Annotated in this window: 20 protein-coding genes; 16 read left to right on the top strand and 4 right to left on the bottom strand. The window is 64.7% G+C overall.

The genetic code is table 11. The features are described 5' to 3' along the window. Positions 1-91: 91 nt before the first annotated feature. The 3 genes from AC1VXC_RS14540 to sstT are packed head-to-tail and all read right to left on the bottom strand — an operon-like array spanning position 92 to position 2,324. Positions 92-394, bottom strand: coding sequence for an AzlD domain-containing protein (locus AC1VXC_RS14540; RefSeq protein ID WP_481538971.1), 303 nt, complete (start codon positions 392-394; stop codon positions 92-94). Next, positions 391-1,119, bottom strand: coding sequence for an AzlC family ABC transporter permease (locus tag AC1VXC_RS14535; RefSeq protein WP_481538970.1), 729 nt, complete (start codon positions 1,117-1,119; stop codon positions 391-393). The genes AC1VXC_RS14540 and AC1VXC_RS14535 overlap by 4 nt, the downstream gene beginning before the upstream one ends. Continuing rightward, positions 1,119-2,324, bottom strand: coding sequence for a serine/threonine transporter SstT (sstT, locus tag AC1VXC_RS14530; protein ID WP_313493357.1), 1,206 nt, complete (start codon positions 2,322-2,324; stop codon positions 1,119-1,121). The genes AC1VXC_RS14535 and sstT overlap by 1 nt, the downstream gene beginning before the upstream one ends. 123 nt (positions 2,325-2,447) lie before the next feature. Here sstT and AC1VXC_RS14525 point away from each other — a divergent pair, with 123 nt between their 5' ends. Next, a complete protein-coding gene (locus tag AC1VXC_RS14525; RefSeq protein WP_313170706.1) occupies positions 2,448-4,019 on the top strand; it encodes a phospholipase D family protein in 1,572 nt (523 codons plus the stop codon). 83 nt (positions 4,020-4,102) lie between these two features. Here AC1VXC_RS14525 and AC1VXC_RS14520 read toward each other — a convergent pair whose 3' ends face one another. Continuing rightward, positions 4,103-5,155 (bottom strand): HDOD domain-containing protein, encoded by a 1,053-nt coding sequence (locus AC1VXC_RS14520; RefSeq protein WP_481528566.1) that lies wholly within the window; start codon positions 5,153-5,155, stop codon positions 4,103-4,105. Positions 5,156-5,729: 574 nt separating this feature from the next. On the opposite strand from AC1VXC_RS14520, the gene AC1VXC_RS14515 reads away from it, so the two are divergent. The 15 genes from AC1VXC_RS14515 (at position 5,730) to AC1VXC_RS14445 (ending at position 20,328) form a co-directional block, all read left to right on the top strand. Next, positions 5,730-6,068: a Rieske (2Fe-2S) protein gene (locus tag AC1VXC_RS14515; protein ID WP_313170703.1), complete on the top strand. Its 339-nt coding sequence runs from the start codon at positions 5,730-5,732 to the stop codon at positions 6,066-6,068. After that, entirely contained in the window at positions 6,065-6,373 is a 309-nt protein-coding gene (locus AC1VXC_RS14510; protein ID WP_313170701.1) for a recombinase-like helix-turn-helix domain-containing protein, read from the top strand. Before AC1VXC_RS14515 ends, AC1VXC_RS14510 begins: the two co-directional genes overlap by 4 nt. A 40-nt stretch (positions 6,374-6,413) precedes the next feature. Then, positions 6,414-7,460: a Rieske 2Fe-2S domain-containing protein gene (locus AC1VXC_RS14505; protein ID WP_313170699.1), complete on the top strand. Its 1,047-nt coding sequence runs from the start codon at positions 6,414-6,416 to the stop codon at positions 7,458-7,460. Then, positions 7,457-8,221: an SDR family oxidoreductase gene (locus AC1VXC_RS14500; RefSeq protein WP_481538969.1), complete on the top strand. Its 765-nt coding sequence runs from the start codon at positions 7,457-7,459 to the stop codon at positions 8,219-8,221. The genes AC1VXC_RS14505 and AC1VXC_RS14500 overlap by 4 nt, the downstream gene beginning before the upstream one ends. 13 nt (positions 8,222-8,234) lie before the next feature. Then, positions 8,235-9,029: an IclR family transcriptional regulator gene (locus tag AC1VXC_RS14495; protein WP_313170695.1), complete on the top strand. Its 795-nt coding sequence runs from the start codon at positions 8,235-8,237 to the stop codon at positions 9,027-9,029. Between the two features lie 92 nt (positions 9,030-9,121). Then, positions 9,122-10,075: a VOC family protein gene (locus AC1VXC_RS14490; RefSeq protein WP_313170693.1), complete on the top strand. Its 954-nt coding sequence runs from the start codon at positions 9,122-9,124 to the stop codon at positions 10,073-10,075. Next, positions 10,072-11,277: an NAD(P)/FAD-dependent oxidoreductase gene (locus AC1VXC_RS14485; protein ID WP_481538968.1), complete on the top strand. Its 1,206-nt coding sequence runs from the start codon at positions 10,072-10,074 to the stop codon at positions 11,275-11,277. Before AC1VXC_RS14490 ends, AC1VXC_RS14485 begins: the two co-directional genes overlap by 4 nt. A gap of 153 nt (positions 11,278-11,430) precedes the next feature. Then, on the top strand, positions 11,431-11,955 hold the full coding sequence (locus AC1VXC_RS14480) for a cupin domain-containing protein (protein WP_481538967.1): 525 nt from the start codon (positions 11,431-11,433) through the stop codon (positions 11,953-11,955). A 38-nt stretch (positions 11,956-11,993) separates the two neighbouring features. Continuing rightward, a complete protein-coding gene (locus AC1VXC_RS14475; protein ID WP_481538966.1) occupies positions 11,994-12,830 on the top strand; it encodes an alpha/beta fold hydrolase in 837 nt (278 codons plus the stop codon). Then, complete coding sequence (locus AC1VXC_RS14470; RefSeq protein ID WP_313493351.1) at positions 12,827-13,621, top strand: SDR family oxidoreductase; 795 nt, start codon at positions 12,827-12,829, stop codon at positions 13,619-13,621. Before AC1VXC_RS14475 ends, AC1VXC_RS14470 begins: the two co-directional genes overlap by 4 nt. Positions 13,622-13,711: 90 nt before the next feature. Then, the gene (locus tag AC1VXC_RS14465; protein WP_313493350.1) at positions 13,712-14,518 is read left to right on the top strand and encodes an aspartate dehydrogenase; all 807 of its coding nucleotides are present in this window, start codon (positions 13,712-13,714) and stop codon (positions 14,516-14,518) included. Beyond that, positions 14,515-16,008: an aldehyde dehydrogenase family protein gene (locus AC1VXC_RS14460; RefSeq protein WP_481538965.1), complete on the top strand. Its 1,494-nt coding sequence runs from the start codon at positions 14,515-14,517 to the stop codon at positions 16,006-16,008. Before AC1VXC_RS14465 ends, AC1VXC_RS14460 begins: the two co-directional genes overlap by 4 nt. After that, entirely contained in the window at positions 16,005-17,726 is a 1,722-nt protein-coding gene (locus AC1VXC_RS14455; protein ID WP_481538964.1) for a thiamine pyrophosphate-binding protein, read from the top strand. The genes AC1VXC_RS14460 and AC1VXC_RS14455 overlap by 4 nt, the downstream gene beginning before the upstream one ends. A gap of 267 nt (positions 17,727-17,993) precedes the next feature. Continuing rightward, positions 17,994-19,298: an MFS transporter gene (locus tag AC1VXC_RS14450; RefSeq protein ID WP_313493346.1), complete on the top strand. Its 1,305-nt coding sequence runs from the start codon at positions 17,994-17,996 to the stop codon at positions 19,296-19,298. Positions 19,299-19,389: 91 nt separating this feature from the next. Continuing rightward, entirely contained in the window at positions 19,390-20,328 is a 939-nt protein-coding gene (locus tag AC1VXC_RS14445; RefSeq protein ID WP_313493345.1) for a SphA family protein, read from the top strand. Positions 20,329-20,402 lie beyond the last annotated feature (74 nt).

Genomic DNA, 20,402 nt, shown 5'->3' with positions numbered 1-20,402 from the left:
CGTCAGATGTGTATAAGAGACAGGGTTTGTGTTGTGGCCAGATGTATCGCCAGCTTCGCGGCTGACGCCGCTCCCACAGCCACCAGTTGGTTCACAGCAGTCGGATTAGCGCCGCAGCCGTCGCGCCCACAATCACCACCAACAAAAAAGGTGCCCGCAGCATCAAGGCTGCCGCTGCAACCAACAACGCAGCGATACGCGCATCGAAGGCCAGTCCCTGCCCGGCCGATACGGTGTTCATCGTGCTCAACGAAGCCAGCAAGCCGATGGTCAGACAGCCGGCCACGCGATTCATGCGCGGCGACTCCAACCACCGCACAGGCACCAGATAACCGGCGAACTTGATCGCCCAAGCGGCAACGCAGCCCGCTACGATCCATGCCCACAGCGTCATCGCGCCGACTCCTGCCCGAGCTTCGGAGCAACGTCGGGCTCAAGCCCCTCGTCCGCCGGCCCGCGCCCAAACCAACCCCACACGGCGGCCACCGCGGCAGCCAACAGAATCGGCACACCTGGCGGTGCCCACGGCAGCGCCACCAGGGTCACCAAGGCACAGACCACGGCAATCGCCACTGGCTCGCGCGAACGCAGGCGCGGCCACAGCAACCCGAGAAAGGCGGCAACGGCTGCGCCATCCAGGCCCCACTGGCGCGGGTCGCCCAGCGCATCGCCAAGCAATGCGCCCAACAGGGTGAACAGGTTCCAGCACAGGTAGACGCCCAGCCCCGCCACCCAGAAGCCGCGCCGCTGCTCTTTCGGATCGGTCTGGCTTGCCGCGGTCGCCGCCGACTCATCGATCGTGACCTGCGCCGCCAGCGGCCGCAGCCAGCCACGCGGGCGCAGCATGCGGTTGATCTGTGCGCCATACACCGCGTTGCGGATACCCAGCAAGGTAGCCGCACCAAATGCCGCGGCGCCCGTTCCGCCTGCACCGACAACACCGATGAAGGCGAACTGCGAGCCTCCGGTGAACATCAACAGGCTCAATGTCGCCGTCTGCGCGACGCTGAACCCCGACGCCACGGCCAGCGCACCGAACGAGATGCCGTAAAGGCCAGTCGCAATAGCTATCGAAACGCCGATGCGTACCGCTGGCGTGATGCGCCCGGCCATGGCCATCAGCCGCGCCCGCGCGCTTGCTCGGCCGCGGCGACAAACACCACGTCGGTGGACGAGTTCAATGCGGTTTCCGCCGAGTCCTGCACCACGCCGACGATGAAGCCGACCGCCACCACCTGCATCGCGATGTCGTTGTTGATACCAAACAGACCGCAGGCAAGCGGGATCAACAGCAACGATCCCCCCGGCACGCCCGACGCACCGCAGGCACCAATGGCGGCGACCACACTGAGCAGCAGCGCCGTGGCCAGGTCCACCGGGTAGCCCAAGGTATTGACCGCCGCCAGGGTCAGCACCGAGATGGTGATCGCCGCACCGGCCATGTTGATGGTCGCGCCCAGCGGGATCGCCACCGAATAGGTCTCCTCGTGCAGGCCCAGCTTGCGGCACAGCTCCATGTTGACCGGGATGTTGGCGGCCGAAGAACGGGTGAAGAAAGCGGTAATGCCGCTCTCACGCAGGCAGCGCAATACCAGCGGATAGGGATTGCGACGGGTCACCACCGCGACGATCAGTGGGTTGCCGACGAAAGCCATGAACAACATCGCCCCCACCAGTACCGCCAGCAGATGCGCGTAGTTTTTCAATGCGCCCAGGCCGGACTCGGCCAGCAGCGAGGCAACAATGCCGAAAACACCCAGGGGTGCCAGCTTGATGACCAGGCGGACCACCCAGGTAATCGCATCGGACAGATCACTGACTACGGTACGTGTGCCCTGGCTGGCGTGACGCAATGCCAGGCCCAGACCCACCGCCCATGCCAGCAAGCCGATGTAGTTTGCGTTGAGCAACGCGTGCACGGGGTTGTCGACGATCTGCATCAACAAGGTATTGAGCACCTCACCGATACCGCCGGGGGCGCTCATGCCGGCCTCGGCAGCCTTCAGCACCAGCTTGGTGGGGAACAGGAAACTGGCCGCCACACCAACCAGGGCGGCTGCCACGGTACCAATCACGTACAGCAGCAGGATCATGCGGATATGGGTCTTCTGCCCCTGCTGGTGATTGGCGATGGAGGCCGTGACCAGCACCAGGACCAACACCGGCGCCACCGCCTTCAGCGCCGAGATGAATACCGTCCCGAGCAGGCCAACGGCGGTCGCACCGGCAGGCCAGAGCAGCGCCAGCACGATACCGGCGACAAGGCCGATGACAATCTGCAGCACCAGACTGGGCGCTCGGAACAGGGAGGAACGTTCGGTCATTGCAGGGCTCGCAGGAAACGCAAACCCCGATTCTCGCCCACCCGGGGCACCGGCCGCACCCCCGGAACGTCATGGAATCGCTGCAAGCTGCCGCCGGCTCACGAACACCGTTAGGATGCGGGCATGGAAGACAAGCATCGTCCCAATCGCCTGCTCCGGTTCCTCGCCTATCTGCTGGGCGTGGTGGTGTTGCTGATCGGCAGTGGCCTGTTGCTGGGGGACCATCTCACGCCCAAAGCCGTAGGCGCGCCTTCATATGCCCTGCCCGTGCAGGCGCAGCAGACCCTGATCGATCGCCAACTGCAGCCCCTGTTGGCCGCGCATCCCGGCAAAAGTGGCGCGGTCTACCTCTCCGATGGACTTGAGGCGTATGCGGCGCGCGCCATCATCACCCGCCAGGCCGGGCGCAGCCTCGATCTGCAGTACTACATGTGGCACGACGACCTGCTCGGCCATCTGCTGGCCCATGACGTCTACCAGGCCGCCGAGCGCGGCGTACGCGTGCGTCTGCTGCTGGACGACATGAACGCTGCCGGGCTGGACCCACAGATGCTGGCACTGGACAACCATCCCAACATCGAAATCCGCCTGTACAACCCCTTCCGCAACCGCGACGGACTGTGGCGCCTGGTCGAAATGGTGCAGCGGGTCTTCAGCATCAATCACCGCATGCACAACAAGGCGTGGATTGCCGATGGCCGCGTGGCCATCGTCGGTGGCCGCAATATCGGCGCGGAATACTTCGACGCACGCCCGGACGTGAACTTCCGCGATCTGGACCTGCTGCTCGCCGGCCCCGTCGCCAATGACGCCAGCACGGTGTTCGATGACTTCTGGAACAGCGACGCCGTGGTCCCGATCGCGGCCCTGCACTACAGCACCGACCAGCAGATGGCCAACTTCATCAGCCAGGCCGAGCTGGATGCACGCCAGCAGGAGGCCGAGCCCTACCTGCAGCGCGTGCGTGCTCACTTCACCGATGCCTACCTCAGCCGGCAGTTGGACCTGCATTGGACCGACGGGGTAAGAATCCGCTCCGACCCCCCGCGCAAGCCGGTCGGCGGCGACAGCAGCCAATGGCTGGTGGCCCAGCTGGTTGACGTATTGAGCAGTGCCAAGCACAAGTCACTGCTGATATCACCGTACTTCGTACCCGGCGCAGTTGGCACCAAGGGACTGATCCAGCAGGCCCGGAACGGCGTGCAGGTCGGCATCATCACCAATTCGTTGGCCGCGAACGACGTGGCGGCAGTGCATGGCGGCTATATGCACTACCGCCGCCCGTTGCTGGCTGGCGGCGTGCAACTGTACGAGCTCAAGGCGCATGGACACGTCGAAAAGGCGTCGACCTTCGGCAGCAGCGGCGCCAGCCTGCATACCAAGGCCTTCGTGGTGGATGACCGCCGCGGCTTCGTCGGTTCGTTCAACCTCGACCCACGCTCGGCCTACCTCAATACCGAAATGGGCGCGCTGTTCGATGACCCGGTGCTGGCAGCACGCCTGCGCCAGGAGTATCTGCGCCTGTCCAGCGCGGAGATGAGTTACTGGATGTATCTGAACAAGGATCACGAACTACGCTGGCTGGATCGCGGCAGCAATCCACCCATCAGCCTGCGCACCGAACCGGACACCGGGTTCATGCAACGTGCAAGCACCCGCGTGATCAGTTGGCTGCCACTGGAATCGCAGCTGTAGGCACCCTGCCCCACAGCGGCGCAGCCATCCCTCACCGCCAGGATACGGGCGCGCGATGTGCCGCGCGGCCCTCGTTGCGGGCCTCACTCCTGCGCAGCGTCGGCCTGGCTCATCCGCTTCCACAGCCATGTCGCCACATGTTCGGGCAGTTGACTGGCGAGCGCTGCAACGGCTTCTTCCTCGCTCATCAGGCCCTGCGCATGCAGCATCGCAGCGCTGGCGGCCAGTTGTCCTACCTGCAGGGAGCGCGCCAAGCCGGTGGCAGCAGGCGCATCCACCTGTTTGAGCGCCTCGACGATGGGGGCGGACAGTTTCCAGTGCCCGGCGATCCGCACGGCGGTTGGCGCACTGCAGCGCTCCAGCACCGCCAGCAGGGTACCCGGCTCACGCACCCGCAATGGCGGCTGCGCCAGCACATCGGTGGCCGCCTGCATGGCCATCGCCGCACTCAGCCCCAGCAGCAGGCCAGCCAGCTGCGCGGCGAAGCCATCCTCGCGCTCGACGCTGCGCGCGTGATCGGCGGCAGCCAATGAAACCCGCAAGGTGTATTCCCACAACAGGCCAGCGAACTCCGCATCGACACCACGCGCCGACTCCATCACCGGCTGCACCAGCGCCGCTGAAATGATCTGCCGGATGCCATCGTTGCCGATCAGCGTCACTGCCCGCTCTATGCTCTGTACATCCTGCCGCTGCAGGCGATAAAGGGGACTGTTGGCGATGCGCAGCAAGGTCGCCGCCAGCACCGCATCGCTGCCGATGATGCGCGCGATCGAGCGAGAGGACGCCGTGCTGTCGTTGACGCTCTGGATCAACTGCGGCAACAGGTTCGGCCGACGCGGCGTGTAACGCGACGACAGGTCTGCGCGCGTCAGCGCCGCGACCACGTCGTCCACCACCGCCCGCTGTACACGCAATGCGTCAGCGGCTGCATCGGCAGCCCCCAGGGCACTGAGCAGGAAGCGCCGCTGCAGATCACCCACAGCCACGGTTGCCGCCTTGATCGTCGTTGTCGGTACGACCGGCGGGGTGCGCGGCCGCCGTTGTGGCCCACTCCTGTCGCCATTGCTCCGCTGCCAGAGCCAGACCAGGCCTCCGGCAACCACCGCCGCAACCACTGCCGAGATAATCACCATGACAGACAACGAATCAGTCCAAACGGAAAGCTGCCCGGTATATCGGCCAATGTCCCGTTTTCTTTAGCCAGGCATCCACCCGCATATTCCAACTTTTGGCCCAATCAAAAGTTTTAGGACAAATCCCAAAGCAACCTCATACCCGCCAGCCCTATATTCAAATCAAAGTAAATCAAACCAAGCTGCCGCTTGCCATTCGTTATTGCGCAGCAACCAGTGAGGCTCCGAGCACGCACCCCATCGCTTCCGGTTGGTGCAAAGCAAGCCATATCGCCAGGCGACGCGGCGCTATCCAACACCCGGCCCCAACAACAGAAAGCAGCAGAACAACTCCACCAGGTTTCACCCATTAAACAAAAGCCGCAACAGCAAAGCTCCGTCGCCCCAAGACATAGGCAAGCACCAACAAACAAAGTCGATCAAACTTCAAATGTGTGAATAACAGCACACGCAAATGACAGTTTCCCTTATTGCGACCCCCTCAAGCACTGCTATGTTGAATCGAAGTTTCTGTATTAAGATTTAGTTTCAAATATAAAACCTCACCCTCACCCACCCGGGCGGACAGAACGGCATGAACTGGAAAACTGTTTGTAGTAAATCGCAGGTTCACGCGGAATATCCTTTCGCAGCCAAGCTGGCTGGCAAGGAGATCGGCATTTTTCTGGTCGATGGCGACTACTACGCCATCGAAGATGTCTGCCCGCATGCCTATGCCCTGCTCAGCCAGGGATTTGTCGAGGATGGCAAGGTCGAGTGCCCGCTGCACGAGGCGGTGTTCGACATCCGAAGCGGGCGCTGCCTGCGCGAGCCCGGCGGCCGCGATCTGTCCACCTATCCGCTGCGGGTACAGGGTGATGACATACAGGTTGATGCATCCAGGATCGAAGCCGGACTGGAGGAAGTGGCATGAGCACTCCGCTGCAATTCAATCCATACCTCAAACAGTGGCAGAAGCCCGTCCCGGCCAATGACCCGGGCGCAGGCAGCATCGAGCAGCCGGGGCAGGCCCGCAACATCGTCTGGCAGACCCGTACGCGTGCCCCGACCGAGCACGAGCTGCAACTGGCCAACGCACTGGAACAGGCCTTCGCCAATGGTGCCAGCGACGTCGTCGACGTGGTCTGCCAGCTCAACGCGATCGGTGTTTATGACCACAGCGGCAAGGCGTGGACCGAAGTGTCGTTCCACAAATCCCTTGCCACCCTCGGCTACTGATCCGGCAGCCACAGCCAACGCATCCTGGGAGGGAGCATTGATGGCAAGGAAGACAGAGATTGAAGCGCACCTGCGCCGCGGCCTGCGCGAATTGTGGTATCCGGTGGTGGCCAGCTGGGAGGTATCCAGTGCACCGCTGGGCATCACCCGCCTGGGCGAGAACATCGTGTTGTGGCGCGACCACGATGGACGTGTGCACGCCCTGGAAGACCGCTGTCCACATCGCGGCGCGCGCTTGTCGATGGGCTGGAATCTGGGCGAACGCATCGCCTGCTGGTACCACGGCGTGGAGGTGGACGGCAGCGGCGTGGTCCAGGATGTGCCTGCGGTGAGCGCTTGCCCCCTGGTTGGCAGCCAATGCCTGCACAGCTATCCGGTGCAGGAACGGCACGGCGCGATATTCCTCTACTTCGCCCTCGATCCCAAGGCGGAAGTGCCGCCCCTGCGCCTGCCGGAGGAGCTGGAAGACCAAGGCCAGTACAGCCACTTCCTGTGTACGGCGGGGTGGCAGTGCGGCTACGAATTTGCCATCGACAATGTGATGGATCCGATGCATGGCGCCTACCTGCATGCGGCCTCGCACTCCATGGCCGAAGGCGACCGCAGCGCCGAAATGCAGATAGTGCCTACCGATACCGGCTTTATTTTCGAAAAGACAGGGCAGCGCGGGGTCAACTTCGACTGGGTGGAATTCGGCCATGGCGGCGCGTTCTGGTTGCGTCTGTCCATCCCGTACCGGCAGCGCTTCGGCCCCGGCGGCCCGTTCTGGATCGTTGGCATGACCGTGCCGGTGGATGAGGACAATTGCCGGGTGTTCTTCTGGCGTATCCGCAAGGTGCAGGGATGGCAGCGCGACGTATGGCGCTTCATGTACCGCACGCGGCTGGAGCAGCTGCATTGGGATGTGCTGGAACAGGATCGGGTGATCCTGGAAAACCTCGCCCCCGACGCCCGCAGCCGGGAGTTCCTCTATGCCCATGATGCCGGCCTGAGCCGGGTGCGGCGGATGATGCAGAAGATGGCCGAACGCCAGCTCGGTCAAGGCACCGCACCGGCGCTGGCAGCAAACGAGGTCGCGCAGGCATGAGTCCGTCCGCGCCCTCGTTGCTGGCTGGCCGCAACGTACTGGTAACCGGTGCTGCACGCGGATTGGGCTTGAGCTTTGCCTGTGCCATCGCCGCTGCCGGCGCGCGGGTAGTGATCGCTGACATTCTGGATACCAGCAGCGCCCTGCAGCGCCTGCATGATCAAGGCGCCCAGGCCGATGCGGTACGGATCGATCTGGCCGATCCGGCAACCGTGGAGGCAGCCGTCGCGGAAGCGGCGCAGCTGATGGGCGGGATTGACGGACTGGTCAACAACGCCGCGATCGCCACCGGCATTGGTGGACCAATGATGGACGAGCTTTCGCTGGAAACCTGGAACCGTACATTGCAGGTCAATGTGCGCGGCACCTGGCTGGTCAGCCGTGCTGCCTTGCCACACCTGCGCGCCGCCGATCGCGGCAAGATCGTGATGCTGGCCTCCGATACCGCAATTTGGGGTGCGCCCCGCTTGCTGCCCTACGTGGCCAGCAAGGGCGCCGTGCTGGCGATGACACGTTCGATGGCCCGCGAACTGGGTGTTGACGGCATCTGCGTCAACGCCATCGCCCCCGGACTGACCCAGTGCGAAGCCACCGAATACGTCCCCGCGGAACGGCACGCGTTGTATGAGAACGGCCGCGCCCTGCAACGCGCGCAATACCCCGCCGACATCGATGGCAGCGTGGTGTACCTGCTGTCGGCACTTTCGGATTTCGTCAGCGGGCAGACCCTGCCCGTCAACGGCGGCTTTGTCTTCAACTGAAGGGACGACGGATATGTCAACGCCCCAGGCAACACCGGGAAAAGAGCCCACTCGCTACATGGTGCCGGCGCTGGAGAAAGGCCTGAACATGCTGTTGCTGTTTGGACAGCACCGCGGCGAGCTGAGCTTCACCCAGGTCTGCCAGCGTACCGGCATGCCCAAGGCCTCGGCCTACCGCACCGTGCAGACGCTGGAGCAGATGCGCTTCCTGAGTCGCAACAATGCCAGCGGGGCTTACAGCCTCGGCATCAGCATCCTGCGCCTGGGTTTTGACTACCTGTCGTCGATGGACATCGTCCAGATCGGGCAACCCGTCATTCAGCGATTGCGCGACACCACCAGTTACTCGGCGCACCTGTGTGTACTGGACGGTCGCGACGTGGTGTACGTGGCAAGGGCCAGCGCGGTCGGCGAACTTGCAGCCGGCGTGGGTGTCGGCACGCGCCTGCCCGCACATTGCACCGCCATTGGTCGTGTCCTGCTGATGACACTGCCACCGCAGGAACTGAGCGCGCTCTATCCGGAATCGGCGTTCTCGCTGACCTCGGAACAGGGACCAAAGACACCACAGGACCTGATCGCGCTGCTGGACGGTGACAACGCCCGCGGCCATGCCATCAGTGAATCGTTCTACCAGCCAGGTGTCTCGGCCGTGGCCTACCCACTGCGGGACCGTGATGGAAACGTCCTGGCCTCGATCAGCGTGATGGTCCCGCGCTCGGTGTTGCCACTGGATCTGAAGACTTCGCTGAGCACACAGGTGGAGACCGCCGCACGCGAGATCGAAGGCTTCCTGCAGGCCTGTTGAGTACACCAAGACCTGCTCTGCAACGCCCCCGCTGTCACTGTTCGCCTGTTGCACCCGACCCAACCGCCCCGCCACCCCATGGAACGGAAGTCATGCAGATAGTCGGTATTGAAGAATTTGAGTTCGGTGTTGAAGACCTGTCCACCTGTGAGCGCTTCGTCGCTGACTTCGGGCTGAGCCGTGTGGCCGTCGGGCACGAGCTCGCCGGCACCCGCGGCGTGGAAACGCTCAACGGTTCGCGGCTGACGCTCTTCCCCGTGGATGATCCGCGCCTTCCGCAGGCGATCGAAGCCGGCTCCACATTGCGCCGCATTACCTGGGGCGTTGCTTCGGTGCAGGCATTGCAGGCGCTGGCGCATGCCTTGGCCGACCAGCCTGGATTCGTGGCCGACCACGACAGCATCAGCTGCCGCGACCCCAATGGCATGACCCTGCGTTTTCGGCTCAGCCGCCTGCGCTGCGTTGAACTGGCGCCGTCGCCACCGATCAACCAGTGGGGAGATGTACGCCGTATCGACCAGGCCAGCCCGGTATACGACCGCGCCACGCCCATCGGTATCGGCCACGCCGTGCTCTTCGTCGACGATCTCGCGCCGGTGGAACGCTTCTATCGCGACAAACTGGGCTTCCATGTCTCCGATCGCTATGTGGGTCGTGGCGTGTTCCTGCGTGTGGCCGCGCGCGGCGGCCACCACGATCTGTTCCTGCTGCACCGCCCCGGCAAGCCGCGCGGCCTGAACCACGTTGCGTTCACCGTGCGCGATATCCAGGAGGTGTTTGGCGGCGGCCTGGCCATGAGCCGCGCCGGCTGGGCGACCTTCCTCGGCCCTGGCCGCCACCCGATCTCCTCCGCCTATTTCTGGTACGTGCGTAGCCCTGCAGGCGGCGCCTTTGAGTTCTATACCAACGAGGATCATCTCACCGAGGCGTGGCAGCCCCGCGAACTGGAGCACTCGGTGGAGTCGTTCACCGAGTGGGCGGTGGAAGGTGGCATCGATGCCAGCACCCGTCGTCAGCTGCGCATGCAGGACGTACCCACGGCATGAGCAGCCTGCAAGACATCGTCATCATCGGTGGTGGGCAGGCTGCCGGCTGGGCCGCAAAAACCTTGCGCGACCTGGGTTACGACCAGCGCCTGCGCGTGGTTGCCGACGAAACCCATGATTTCTACGAGCGCCCGCCACTGTCCAAGGACATTCTCAGCGGCACCCTCGCGCCCGGCCAACTGAGTTTGTTCCCGGCCGAGCTGTTGGCATCGCTGGCCATCGATTGGCAGCGGCCGCGTCGCGCCCTCGCCATTGATCGACAACAGCGGCAGGTGATGCTGGACAACGGCATCGCGCTGGCCTACGACCGCCTGCTGATTGCTACCGGCAGCCGCCCACGGCTGCCGGACCCGGCCTGGGCACACCTCGCGGGCGTGCTTACGTTGCGCAGTGTGGATGACGCGCTCGCGCTGCGGCAACGTCTGGCCAGCTGCCAGCGCCTGGCCGTCATTGGCGGCGGTTGGATCGGCCTGGAGGTAGCGTCCCTGGCACGCGGCCAGGGCATCGACGTGGTGATCTACGAACGTGGCCCCTACCTTTGCGGTCGCAGTATCGGCAACGACGTATCGACACGCCTGGCCGCGCTGCATCGGGAACGGGAAATAGCACTGCGGCTGGATTGCGGCGACCTGCGCCTGGCACAGGTCCCAACGGGCGTGCAGATCACTACGCCCGCCGATGCCGCTGTCTATGACACCGTGCTGGTCGGCGCCGGGGCCCAGCTGAATACCGAGCTGGCGCAGGCAGCCGGCCTGCAACTGGGCCATGGCATTGTCGTGGACGGCAGCGGACGCACCAGCGACCCGGCCATCTACGCCGCCGGTGATGTAGCCCAACACCCGCGCCACGGCCTGTGCGTGCAGTCCTGGGCCAACGCACAGAACCAGGGCATCGCTTCGGCGCGCGGCATGCTGGGGCTGGACGTCAACTACGACGATATTCCCTGGCTGTGGTCTGACCAGCACGGCATCAACATCCAGATTCTTGGCCTGCACTCCGAACACAACCGTCGCGTGCATCGCGCAGCCGAAGATGGGCGCGACATCTATTTCCAACTCGACCAACAGGCGCGCCTGCAACACATGGTGGCCTTCGGTGATGCACGCGCAATCAAGCTGGGGCGGCGCTGGATGAGCGCCGCACGACAACTGGATCCGGCCGTTCTGGCCGACCCCGGGATCGACCTGATGGCGCTGCGCTAGCACCGGCGCAGGCCATCACAAGCAGGAACAGAATGGCTCGCCACGCAGCGGGCACGGAAGGCTGTACCCGGTAGTCATCGCCGGCAGGTTGCACCCAGGTTCCCGTCGGCAGCAATGCCGTCCCCTTTGGATTGACTGATTCGGAGTTAGACCATGAATGAGCAGCACGCCACAGAGCACGCAAGCAGCAAGCAATCCCGGCTCGGCGAGCGCATGCAAGCACGCATTGCACGCTACCAGAGCCGAAGCTATGACTGGGACGCGCTGAAGTTCCAGGCCGACTTCGACCCCAAGTATCGGCGCGCGCAGATGCGCTACATGGGCACTGGCGCCACCGGCGTTGGCGCGGACGCCAACACCGTGCCTTCCGACAGCTTCACCTTCTCCACGATGGTGCTGCCTGCCCAGTGCGAGGGTCCGTTACACCTGCATGACGATGTGGAGGAAGTGTTCTTCATCCTTCGCGGCAAGATCCTGCTGACCCTGGAAGAGAATGGCGAGCGCTTCGAAACCGAGCTGAGCGAACGCGACCTGATATCGATCCCGCCGGGAATCTACCGCGGCCTGTTCAACCATGGCCAGGAGGAAGCCTTGATGTGCGTGATGCTGGGATCACCGACGCCGCGCATTCCCACCTATCCGGCTGACCATCCGCTGGCCAGGATCAAGCGCAACTGAGGCCGGCAGCGATGACAGCCTCCCCCTCCTGCGCAGACATGTCAGCCACTCCCGCCATCTGGCGGGAGCGCTTCCAGATCATTGCCGGACGCAAGATCGCCTACCGCGAATGCGGTAGCGGGCCAACGGTGGTGTTGCTGCGCGGCATCGGCTCCGGTGCAGGTTCCTGGGAACTGCTGTCGACGCTGCTGATGCAGCGGCTACGGGTCATCGCCTGGGACGCCCCCGGCTACGGCGACAGCGACGCCCTGGCCGAGCCCAACCCTCGCGCCAGTGACTACGCCTATGCACTGCATGGCCTGGTGGCCACCCTTGCTCTGCCGCCATTCGTGCTGGTTGGGCACTCGCTCGGCGCAATGATGGCCGCCGCCTATGCCGCGGCCTATCCGCAGCAGGTACACAGCCTGCTGCTCGCCGACCCTGCACAGGGCTACGCACGCGCCACAGCAGCCGCACGCGCACGCGTGCGCAGTGAGCGACTGCAGATGCTCAACACCCTCGGGTCGGAAACCTACGCACTGCAGCGGGCCGCGGCCCTGTTACGCCCATATCCTTCCGAAGAAGCGCTGTTGGCAGCACAGGCCGCCATGCGGCGGCTGCGCCCGGACGGCTTTGAACAGGCCTGCGCGATGCTGGCCAACGATGACATCTGGCGTTATCTGCCGAAGTGGTCTGGCACGACGCGGGTGATCGGCGGCGACCTGGACACCATCACCCCCCCGGCAGACGTCAGTGCATTGGCATTGCGGATCAAGGCACCGCTGCGACTGCTGCCCGGTGCTGGCCATGCCAGCTACCTCGACGCCCCGGCGTCCTTCGCCAGGACCGTGCTCGAAGCCGCACGCCACCTCCAACCAGCAAAGGGAACGCCATGAAGTTCGAAGTCCAGGCACGCATCGCGGTAGTTACCGGCGGCTCTTCCGGCATCGGTCTGGAGACGGTGCGCTTGCTGCTTGCGCATGGGGCCCACGTCGCCTTCTGTGGCCGCGACCCGATGCGCCTGGCGCAGGCCGAGCGTTGCCTTCGCCAGGAGTTTCCCGATGCCACCCTGCTCGGCCATGCCGCTGACGTGCTCGATCGGGCGGCCATGGATGAATTCGCCGGCATCGTTCATGCGCGCCTTGGCGGCGCCGACATGCTGATCAACAACGCAGGCCAGGGTCGCGTGGCTTCGCTGGCAGAAACCGGCGAGCAGGATTGGCTGGATGAAACCCGGCTCAAACTGTTCGGCGTCCTGCACCCGCTGCAGGCGTTCCTGCCGCTGCTCGAAGTCAGCGAGCGCGCTTCCGTCACCTGCGTCAATTCGCTGCTGGCGCTGCAGCCGGAACCGCACATGATCGCCACCTCCGCCGCCCGCGCCGCCCTGCTCAACCTCACCCACTCGCTGGCCCAGGAACTGATCGGCAAGGGCATCCGGGTCAACTCCATCCTGCTCGGCATGGTCGAGTCCGGGCAGTGGCGGCGGCGCTTCGAACAACGCAGCGATACCGAGCTGGAGTGGGCCGACTGGACCGCCCGCATCGCCGCGCGCCGCGGCATTCCGATGGGACGCATGGGTCAGCCGCAGGAGGCGGCGCGTGCCCTGCTTTTCCTCGCCTCACCGCTGGCTTCCTACACCACTGGCAGCTGCATTGACGTATCCGGCGGTTTCAACCGCCAGCTCTGAATCGCCCTGACCACTACCGCTTGCCCGCAACTGCCCTGCAGCTGGCCGTCGCCCGCCTCGCAATCGGGTATTACAAGGAGTTCTGCCGCAATGACCCGCACCTGCAGTAAACGCATCCTGTTGATTGGCTATGGCGCCATGGCGCGCGAAGTCGTCGCCCGCCTGCCCGACGGTGTCCGGGTGGGTTGGGTGATCGTGCCCACCGAGTTCCATGCTGCCCTGGTCAGTGAGCTCACCCCACAGGGCATCGAGGTGCTGGACAGCATCCACCAGCTCGATGCCGCGCCAGACCTGGTGCTTGAATGCGCCGGCCACGCCGCGCTGTCCGAACACGGCATACCCGCGCTGCAACGCGGTTGGCGACTGGCAGTGGTTTCCGTTGGTGCATTGGCCGATGCCGCGCTGCACAGCCAGCTTCTCAACGCCGCCCGGGACGGCGACGCGGTGCTGCAATTGCTCTCCGGTGCGGTGGCAGGAATGGATGGACTCGCCGCGGCGCGCGAGGCAGGCCTGGACGAGGTCACCTACATTTCACGCAAGAGTCCGCGTAGCTGGCGCGGCTCGGCGGCACAACAGATGATCGATCTGGACGCAGTTGCGGAAACCACCGTCTTCTTCGAGGGCAATGCCGGTGAAGCCGCACGTGCATTCCCGGCCAATGCGAACGTCGCCGCCACCATCGCGCTCAACGGTATGGGCATGGAGGCCACGCGGGTCGTGCTGATGGTGGACCCGCATACCCGCCGCAACACCCATCGCATCCACGCACGTGGTGCATTCGGCGAAATGACCATCGAACTGGCGGCAAATCCATTGCCCAGCAACCCCAAGACCTCGATGTTGGCTGCGCTGAGTGCGGTGCGCGCCTGCCGCCAGCTGTTGGAACCGACGGCATGAGCAGGTCGACGATGAGGTCGCTGATCGAACAGCACATACCCATCGGCGGGCAGTGGCGCCAGGGCGGTGGTGCCTTGATGCGTTCAGTGTTCCCGGCCGACCAGAGCATCAATGCGGAACTGCATGCCGCTGACCTCGATGATGTCGAGCAGGCCGTAGCAGTCGCCGACCGCAGCTGGCGTGCGCCCACCTGGCGCGACCTGCCCGCCCACCACCGCGCGCGGGTGCTGTACCGCGTTGCCGACCTGATCGATGCACAGCGTGAACCGCTGGCGCGCCTGCAGACCCGCGACAACGGCAAGCCCTTGGGCGAGACACGCGCCCTGGTAGACAGTGCTGCCGCCACCGCCCGCTACTTCGGGGCGGTCTGCGAAACCCTGGATGGCGTGCTGCCGATACCACGCAGCGCGGAATTCATGACCTTCAGCAGTCACGAACCCATCGGCGTGATCGCTGCCATCACCCCGTGGAATTCACCCATCGCCAGCGAGATGCAGAAGATCGCCCCGGCGTTGGCCGCCGGCAATGCGGTGATACTCAAACCAGCCGAAGCAACACCGTTGGCTGCGTTGGCGCTGGCCCGCCTGTTCGAACAGGCCGGGCTGCCGCCGGGCCTGCTCAGTGTGCTGCCCGGGCGCGGCTCCCTGATCGGCGAAGCCATCGCCCGCCACCCACTTGTGCGCAAGATTTCCTTCACCGGCGGTACCCGCACCGGGCGTCACCTGGCGCACGTCGCCGCCGACAAGCTGATCCCGACCTCGCTTGAGCTGGGCGGCAAGTCACCGACCATCGTGCTGGACGATGCCGACATCGAGCTGGCCGTGCAGGGCGTGGTGTATGGCATCTACAGTTCGGCCGGCCAGGCCTGCATTGCCGGCTCACGGCTGTTCGTGCAGCGCGCGTGCTATGAGCACTTCATTCAGCGCCTGCAGCAGGTCGCCTGCGCGCTGCGCATCGGTCATCCCGAAAAGGAAGGCATCCATCTCGGGCCACTGATCAATCACGCCCACCGCGACAGCGTTGCCGCTTATGTCGCGTCGGCATTGGCCGAAGGTGGGCAGCTGCGCTTCGGCGGCGCAGCACCTGCCGATGCGGCGCTGGCAGCGGGCAGCTATTACCAGCCGACCCTGATCGAAGGCCTGTCGCCGCAGGCACGTGCCTGCCGCGAGGAGATCTTCGGACCGGTGCTGATCGCCCTGCCCTTCGACGATGAAGAGGCCTTGGTCGCGCAGGCCAACGACAGTGTCTACGGCTTGGCGGCTGGCATCTGGAGCCGCGACTACCGCCGTGCCCTGCGTCTGGCTGCACGCCTGGAAGCCGGCACGGTGTGGATCAACACCTACAAGAAGTTCTCCATCTCCACGCCGTTCGGCGGCTTCAAGGAGAGCGGACTGGGCCGCGAGAAGGGCCGCGAAGGCCTGCTCGCCTACATGCAGCAGAAAAGTATTTACCTGGGACTGGATGCAACCCCAATGGGATGGAGCCAATGAAGAGCGAGACCATGACAACCGAGCAGCTCAGCCGCTCCGCACAGGAAGCAGCGCACAATTCCGCATCCGACGCGGCCGCCCGGCAAGAGCGCGTGACCGCAGCCGAAGCCATCGTGCGGGTACTGGAAGCCTACGGCGTTGACGCTGTGCATGGCGTCATCTCCATCCACAACCTGCCGGTCGCGGACGCCATCGGCCGCCGCGGACAGATCCGTTTCGTCGCCGCACGTGGCGAAGCCGGCGCAGCGGCCATGGCCGACGGCCACGGCCGGCACAGTGGACTGGGTGTCGTCCTGACCAGCACTGGTGCCGGTGCCGGCAATGCCGCAGGTGCGCTGATGGAAGCGCTCAACGCCGGTACACCGGTGCTGCATATCACCGGCCAGGTGGAACGCGACTACCTGGACCGTGATGCCAGCTTCATCCACGAAACACGCGACCAGGTGAGTCTGCTGCGCGGCTGTTCCAAGGCAGTCTTCCGCATCCTGCATCCCCAGCAGGCGGTCGCCGTCACCCAGCGCGCGATCCAGGAAGCGATACGCCTGCCTGCCGGTCCGGTCAGCATCGAAATCCCCATCGATGTGCAGGCCGCCATGGTCGACCTGCCCTGTGCGATCCAGCGCCTGCCGCTGCCAGCGCCGGCGCGCGATGACAGGGCGGTGGCTGCACTGGCCGCGCGCCTGCTCGCCGCGCAAAGGCCGATGCTATGGGTAGGTGGCGGCGCCATCGCCGCGGCCGCTGCGGTCCTGCGTCTGGCCGAGCTCGGTGTGCCTGTCGTATCAAGCACGCACGGCCGCGGCATCCTCCCCGACGGTCATCCGCGCAGCCTGCGCGCATTCCACAACGCCACGGGGGTCGCGCGTCTGCTGGCGGAAAGCGACCTGGTAATCGTTGCCGGCTCACGCCTGCGCAGCAACGAAACCGCCACCTACAGCCTGCCGCTGGGCTCCTGCCGGGTACAGATCGACATCGACCCGGCCGCCTGCAACCGCAACTACCCAATGGATGCGTTCGTGCTGGGCGACTGCGCGGACGTACTGGATAAGCTGGCCGAGGCCCTGCAGGCTGCGCCCAAGCACGATCCGCTCCGCGACCGCGATATTTGCTCTGCCACCATTGCCGCCGAGTACGCCCTGCGTGAGCAGCTGGGCGCGTATGCAGTGCTGTCGGACGCGTTGCGCAGCGCGCTGCCCGACGATGGCATTTTCGTGCGCGACATCACCATGTCCGGCAGTACCTGGGGCAGTCGACTGCTCAACTTCCAGCAGCCACGACAGAACATCCACTCGCTGGCCGGCGCCATTGGACTTGCATTGCCCACCGCCATTGGCTGCGCCATCGCCAATCCCGGGCGCAAGGTCATGGCATTGATCGGCGACGGCGGCTTGATGCTCAACATCGGTGAACTCGCCACAGCCGTGCAGGAACAGCTGGACATGGTGTTGCTGGTGATGAACGACGGTGGCTACGGGGTGATGCGGGGTATCCAGCAGAAGTACTTCGGTGACCGCCAGTACTACAACCAGCTGCATGCCCCGGACTTCCACGCATTGGCTGGGGCGATGGGCATGCGTGCCTGGAAACTGGATGACTGCAGCAATTTCGATGCTGTGCTGCGGGCCGCCGTCGCCCATCCGGGCCCGGCGCTGGTGGAGGTGAAAATGGCTGCGATAGGGCCACTGCACTTCTCGGGTCCACCGCAGAAGAGACTGTACTGAGCCCCAGACGCCTCGCGGTGTGCGGGCAGCCGGTGCAAGCCGGCAGCCTGCGCATCGATGGCAGCCAACGCAACTGCAATGTTGCACGGATCCCACCCGCCCCGGGTACGTCCTCCAACACGCGTCCTGACTTCTGCACGTTGGCACCTGGCTGCCATCACTGCCTGAAACGCCGCTCCAACTCCCGCACCTGCCACCCGCACCGCAGCAACCGCCACCTGCTGCCGCCCGTACCGCCAAACCGCCGTCAACGCAAAGGAGAGTGTGATGCAAGCACGTAGTGCCCGCTGGTATGGCGTGATCACCCTGCTGGTGATCGTTGCCATTTCCTTTATCGATCGCATGAACATCGCGTTGATGGTTACCGATGCGCATTTCCTGCAGCACTTTGGCATGGCCGCCGGGGACCGGGCCAGCCAGGCCGCGCTCAGCACCGCGTTCATGGTCGGCTACGGCCTGTCAGCCTTTGTACTGACGCCATTCTGCGCCGCGCTGCTGGGCGTGCGCCGCAGTCTGCTACTCGGGTTGATCCTCTGGGGCGGCGTCACCTTTGTCTCGCCAGCCTTCGACAGCTATGCCCTGCTATTGCTCTCGCGGGTATTGCTCGGTGTCTCCGAAGGCCCGCTGTTTGGTCTGGCATCGTCCTATATCAAGGCATACTTCGAAGGTCACGAGAACGGCAAGCCCAATTCACTGGTCAACATGGGCACCGGGCTGGGCCTGGCCATCGGCATGCCGCTGATCAGCAGCCTGATTGCCACACTCGACTGGCAAGGGGCATTCCATGTGTTGGGCCTGATCAACCTGCTGATCGGCTTGCCGCTGGTACTGGCCTATATCCACATGCCGCAGCTGGCGGTATACCAGCAGCGCCCCGCGTCGGTACGCGAGATGGCCGCGCGGGTCCGGCAGATATTCAGCGGTGCGTTGCAGACGCGCTACCTGCTGATGATCACCGTACTGACTGCCGCCTATCTTGCCTATCTCTGGGGCAGCGTCAGCTGGCTGCCCACCTACCTCAAGGAAGCGCGCGGCTTCGCATTGCGCGAGATGGGCTGGCTGGGTTCGCTGCCACAATACGCAATGATCATCGGCGTACTGATCAGTGGTTTCGTCATCGACCGCATCCCGCGCCGCCAGGTGCCCCTGATTTTCGTGGTCGGCAGTATCGGCGTTGCCATCGCCGTGCTGACTGCCCTGAATGTCAGCAACAATTACATGGCGGTGCTCAGCCTGATCGTCGCCGGCATTTTCTGCGGCATCCAGACACCGCCGCTGCCCAGTACCGTGCAGTACTACGCACAACCACAGAATGTCGCCAGCGCCATGAGCATCACCAATGGCACCGGCGCATTGGTCTCGGCATTCATGCCCCTGCTGATGGGCAAGGTGATGATGCTGGCGTCCGCAGGCGGTGCATCGCCATACGCCAGCCTGAGCGCCGGCTTTGCAGTACTGATAGGCACGCAGCTGCTCATCCTGGTCTGCGGCTGGATGCTGTGGCTGCGCGAACGCGCCCAGCTGCCGGACAGCGCCACGTCGCCGTTGCAGCCGCGTGATTGCAGGCGCTGAGACCATCATCCGGCGTAGTCATCGCCGCCCCCGACGCTGCAGGCCGCCCACCAACGGCGCTGCCCCCGTATCGACCGCAAGGAGCACAATCATGCAACAACGCATCTGCCTGTATGTTCTATCGGCCGCCATTGGCGCGTCCACAGCACCGGCACAGGCCTTGGATCTCGCCCTGCCGGGGGTGAACACCGGCGCGACCAGCTTCGAGGATGGTGGTGGCGGCGTCGGCCATATGTTCCAGACCAGCAACAGTCGCTTCGATGCCAACCGCAACTATGACGCCAAGGGTGAAAAACGGCCGATGCGCTATGACCGTGCGCTGTGGATCGCGCGGCTGCACTATGCCTACACCAGTTCCAGGCAGGCATTTGGTGGCCACCTTGGCGGCGAGCTCATCGTGCCCCTGCTCGACCTGGAACTCGACCTGGGGCCTGCGCATGTCAGCGGCAGCGGCCTCGGCAACCCCAGCCTTGGCGGCTATGTGCAATGGCGCGGCAAACGGCTGTTTGGCAAGCGCTTGGACGCACGCCTGGCGTTGGCAGCATCGCTACCGCTTGGCGACTACGACCGCAATGCCAAGCTCAATCCGGGCACCGACTACTACAGCATCAATCCCTATTACGCCTTTACCTGGCATCACAGCGACGCGTGGGAGATCAGTGGTCGCCTCATGTACCTGTGGAATGGCAGCAGCGATGATCCCGAGACACGCCTGCATGCTGCGTTCGGCCAACCAGTACACAGGATTCAACCCGGGCAGGCACTGCACTACAACCTCAGCGCATCGCATGCACTGAATGCACGTTGGCGGCTGGGCCTGGCAATGTATCACCTGCAACAGACGAGTGCCGACCGCATCAATGGGCACGCGCAGGCCGCGTCAAAGGAGCGCCTGTTCGGCATCGGCCCGGGCGTGCAGTGGCGCGCTGGGGCGCATCGCTTCATCGGCAATGTCTACGCCGAAGGCGCGGCGAAGAATCGCGCCGCCGGTTCTCAGCTGGTGGCGCGCTATCTGTACGTGTGGCGCTGACGTCCACGACGCGCGGCGTGCGGGGGACCGAGCCCCCGTAGACGCCGCGTGCATCGTCCTCTGTGAAGTGTCAG

This window comes from Stenotrophomonas sp. STEN033, from assembly GCF_056856655.1.
This window is presented reverse-complemented; position numbering and strand designations above follow the sequence as displayed.

Bases quoted from the DNA above. Each gene is read 5' to 3' on its own strand.
- AC1VXC_RS14540 (WP_481538971.1), bottom strand. From the start codon at position 394: ATGACGCTGTGGGCATGGATCGTAGCGGGCTGCGTTGCCGCTTGGGCG.
- AC1VXC_RS14535 (WP_481538970.1), bottom strand. From the start codon at position 1,119: ATGGCCATGGCCGGGCGCATCACGCCAGCGGTACGCATCGGCGTTTCG.
- sstT (WP_313493357.1), bottom strand. From the start codon at position 2,324: ATGACCGAACGTTCCTCCCTGTTCCGAGCGCCCAGTCTGGTGCTGCAG.
- AC1VXC_RS14525 (WP_313170706.1), top strand. From the start codon at position 2,448: ATGGAAGACAAGCATCGTCCCAATCGCCTGCTCCGGTTCCTCGCCTAT.
- AC1VXC_RS14520 (WP_481528566.1), bottom strand. From the start codon at position 5,155: ATGGTGATTATCTCGGCAGTGGTTGCGGCGGTGGTTGCCGGAGGCCTG.
- AC1VXC_RS14515 (WP_313170703.1), top strand. From the start codon at position 5,730: ATGAACTGGAAAACTGTTTGTAGTAAATCGCAGGTTCACGCGGAATAT.
- AC1VXC_RS14510 (WP_313170701.1), top strand. From the start codon at position 6,065: ATGAGCACTCCGCTGCAATTCAATCCATACCTCAAACAGTGGCAGAAG.
- AC1VXC_RS14505 (WP_313170699.1), top strand. From the start codon at position 6,414: ATGGCAAGGAAGACAGAGATTGAAGCGCACCTGCGCCGCGGCCTGCGC.
- AC1VXC_RS14500 (WP_481538969.1), top strand. From the start codon at position 7,457: ATGAGTCCGTCCGCGCCCTCGTTGCTGGCTGGCCGCAACGTACTGGTA.
- AC1VXC_RS14495 (WP_313170695.1), top strand. From the start codon at position 8,235: ATGTCAACGCCCCAGGCAACACCGGGAAAAGAGCCCACTCGCTACATG.
- AC1VXC_RS14490 (WP_313170693.1), top strand. From the start codon at position 9,122: ATGCAGATAGTCGGTATTGAAGAATTTGAGTTCGGTGTTGAAGACCTG.
- AC1VXC_RS14485 (WP_481538968.1), top strand. From the start codon at position 10,072: ATGAGCAGCCTGCAAGACATCGTCATCATCGGTGGTGGGCAGGCTGCC.
- AC1VXC_RS14480 (WP_481538967.1), top strand. From the start codon at position 11,431: ATGAATGAGCAGCACGCCACAGAGCACGCAAGCAGCAAGCAATCCCGG.
- AC1VXC_RS14475 (WP_481538966.1), top strand. From the start codon at position 11,994: ATGTCAGCCACTCCCGCCATCTGGCGGGAGCGCTTCCAGATCATTGCC.
- AC1VXC_RS14470 (WP_313493351.1), top strand. From the start codon at position 12,827: ATGAAGTTCGAAGTCCAGGCACGCATCGCGGTAGTTACCGGCGGCTCT.
- AC1VXC_RS14465 (WP_313493350.1), top strand. From the start codon at position 13,712: ATGACCCGCACCTGCAGTAAACGCATCCTGTTGATTGGCTATGGCGCC.
- AC1VXC_RS14460 (WP_481538965.1), top strand. From the start codon at position 14,515: ATGAGCAGGTCGACGATGAGGTCGCTGATCGAACAGCACATACCCATC.
- AC1VXC_RS14455 (WP_481538964.1), top strand. From the start codon at position 16,005: ATGAAGAGCGAGACCATGACAACCGAGCAGCTCAGCCGCTCCGCACAG.
- AC1VXC_RS14450 (WP_313493346.1), top strand. From the start codon at position 17,994: ATGCAAGCACGTAGTGCCCGCTGGTATGGCGTGATCACCCTGCTGGTG.
- AC1VXC_RS14445 (WP_313493345.1), top strand. From the start codon at position 19,390: ATGCAACAACGCATCTGCCTGTATGTTCTATCGGCCGCCATTGGCGCG.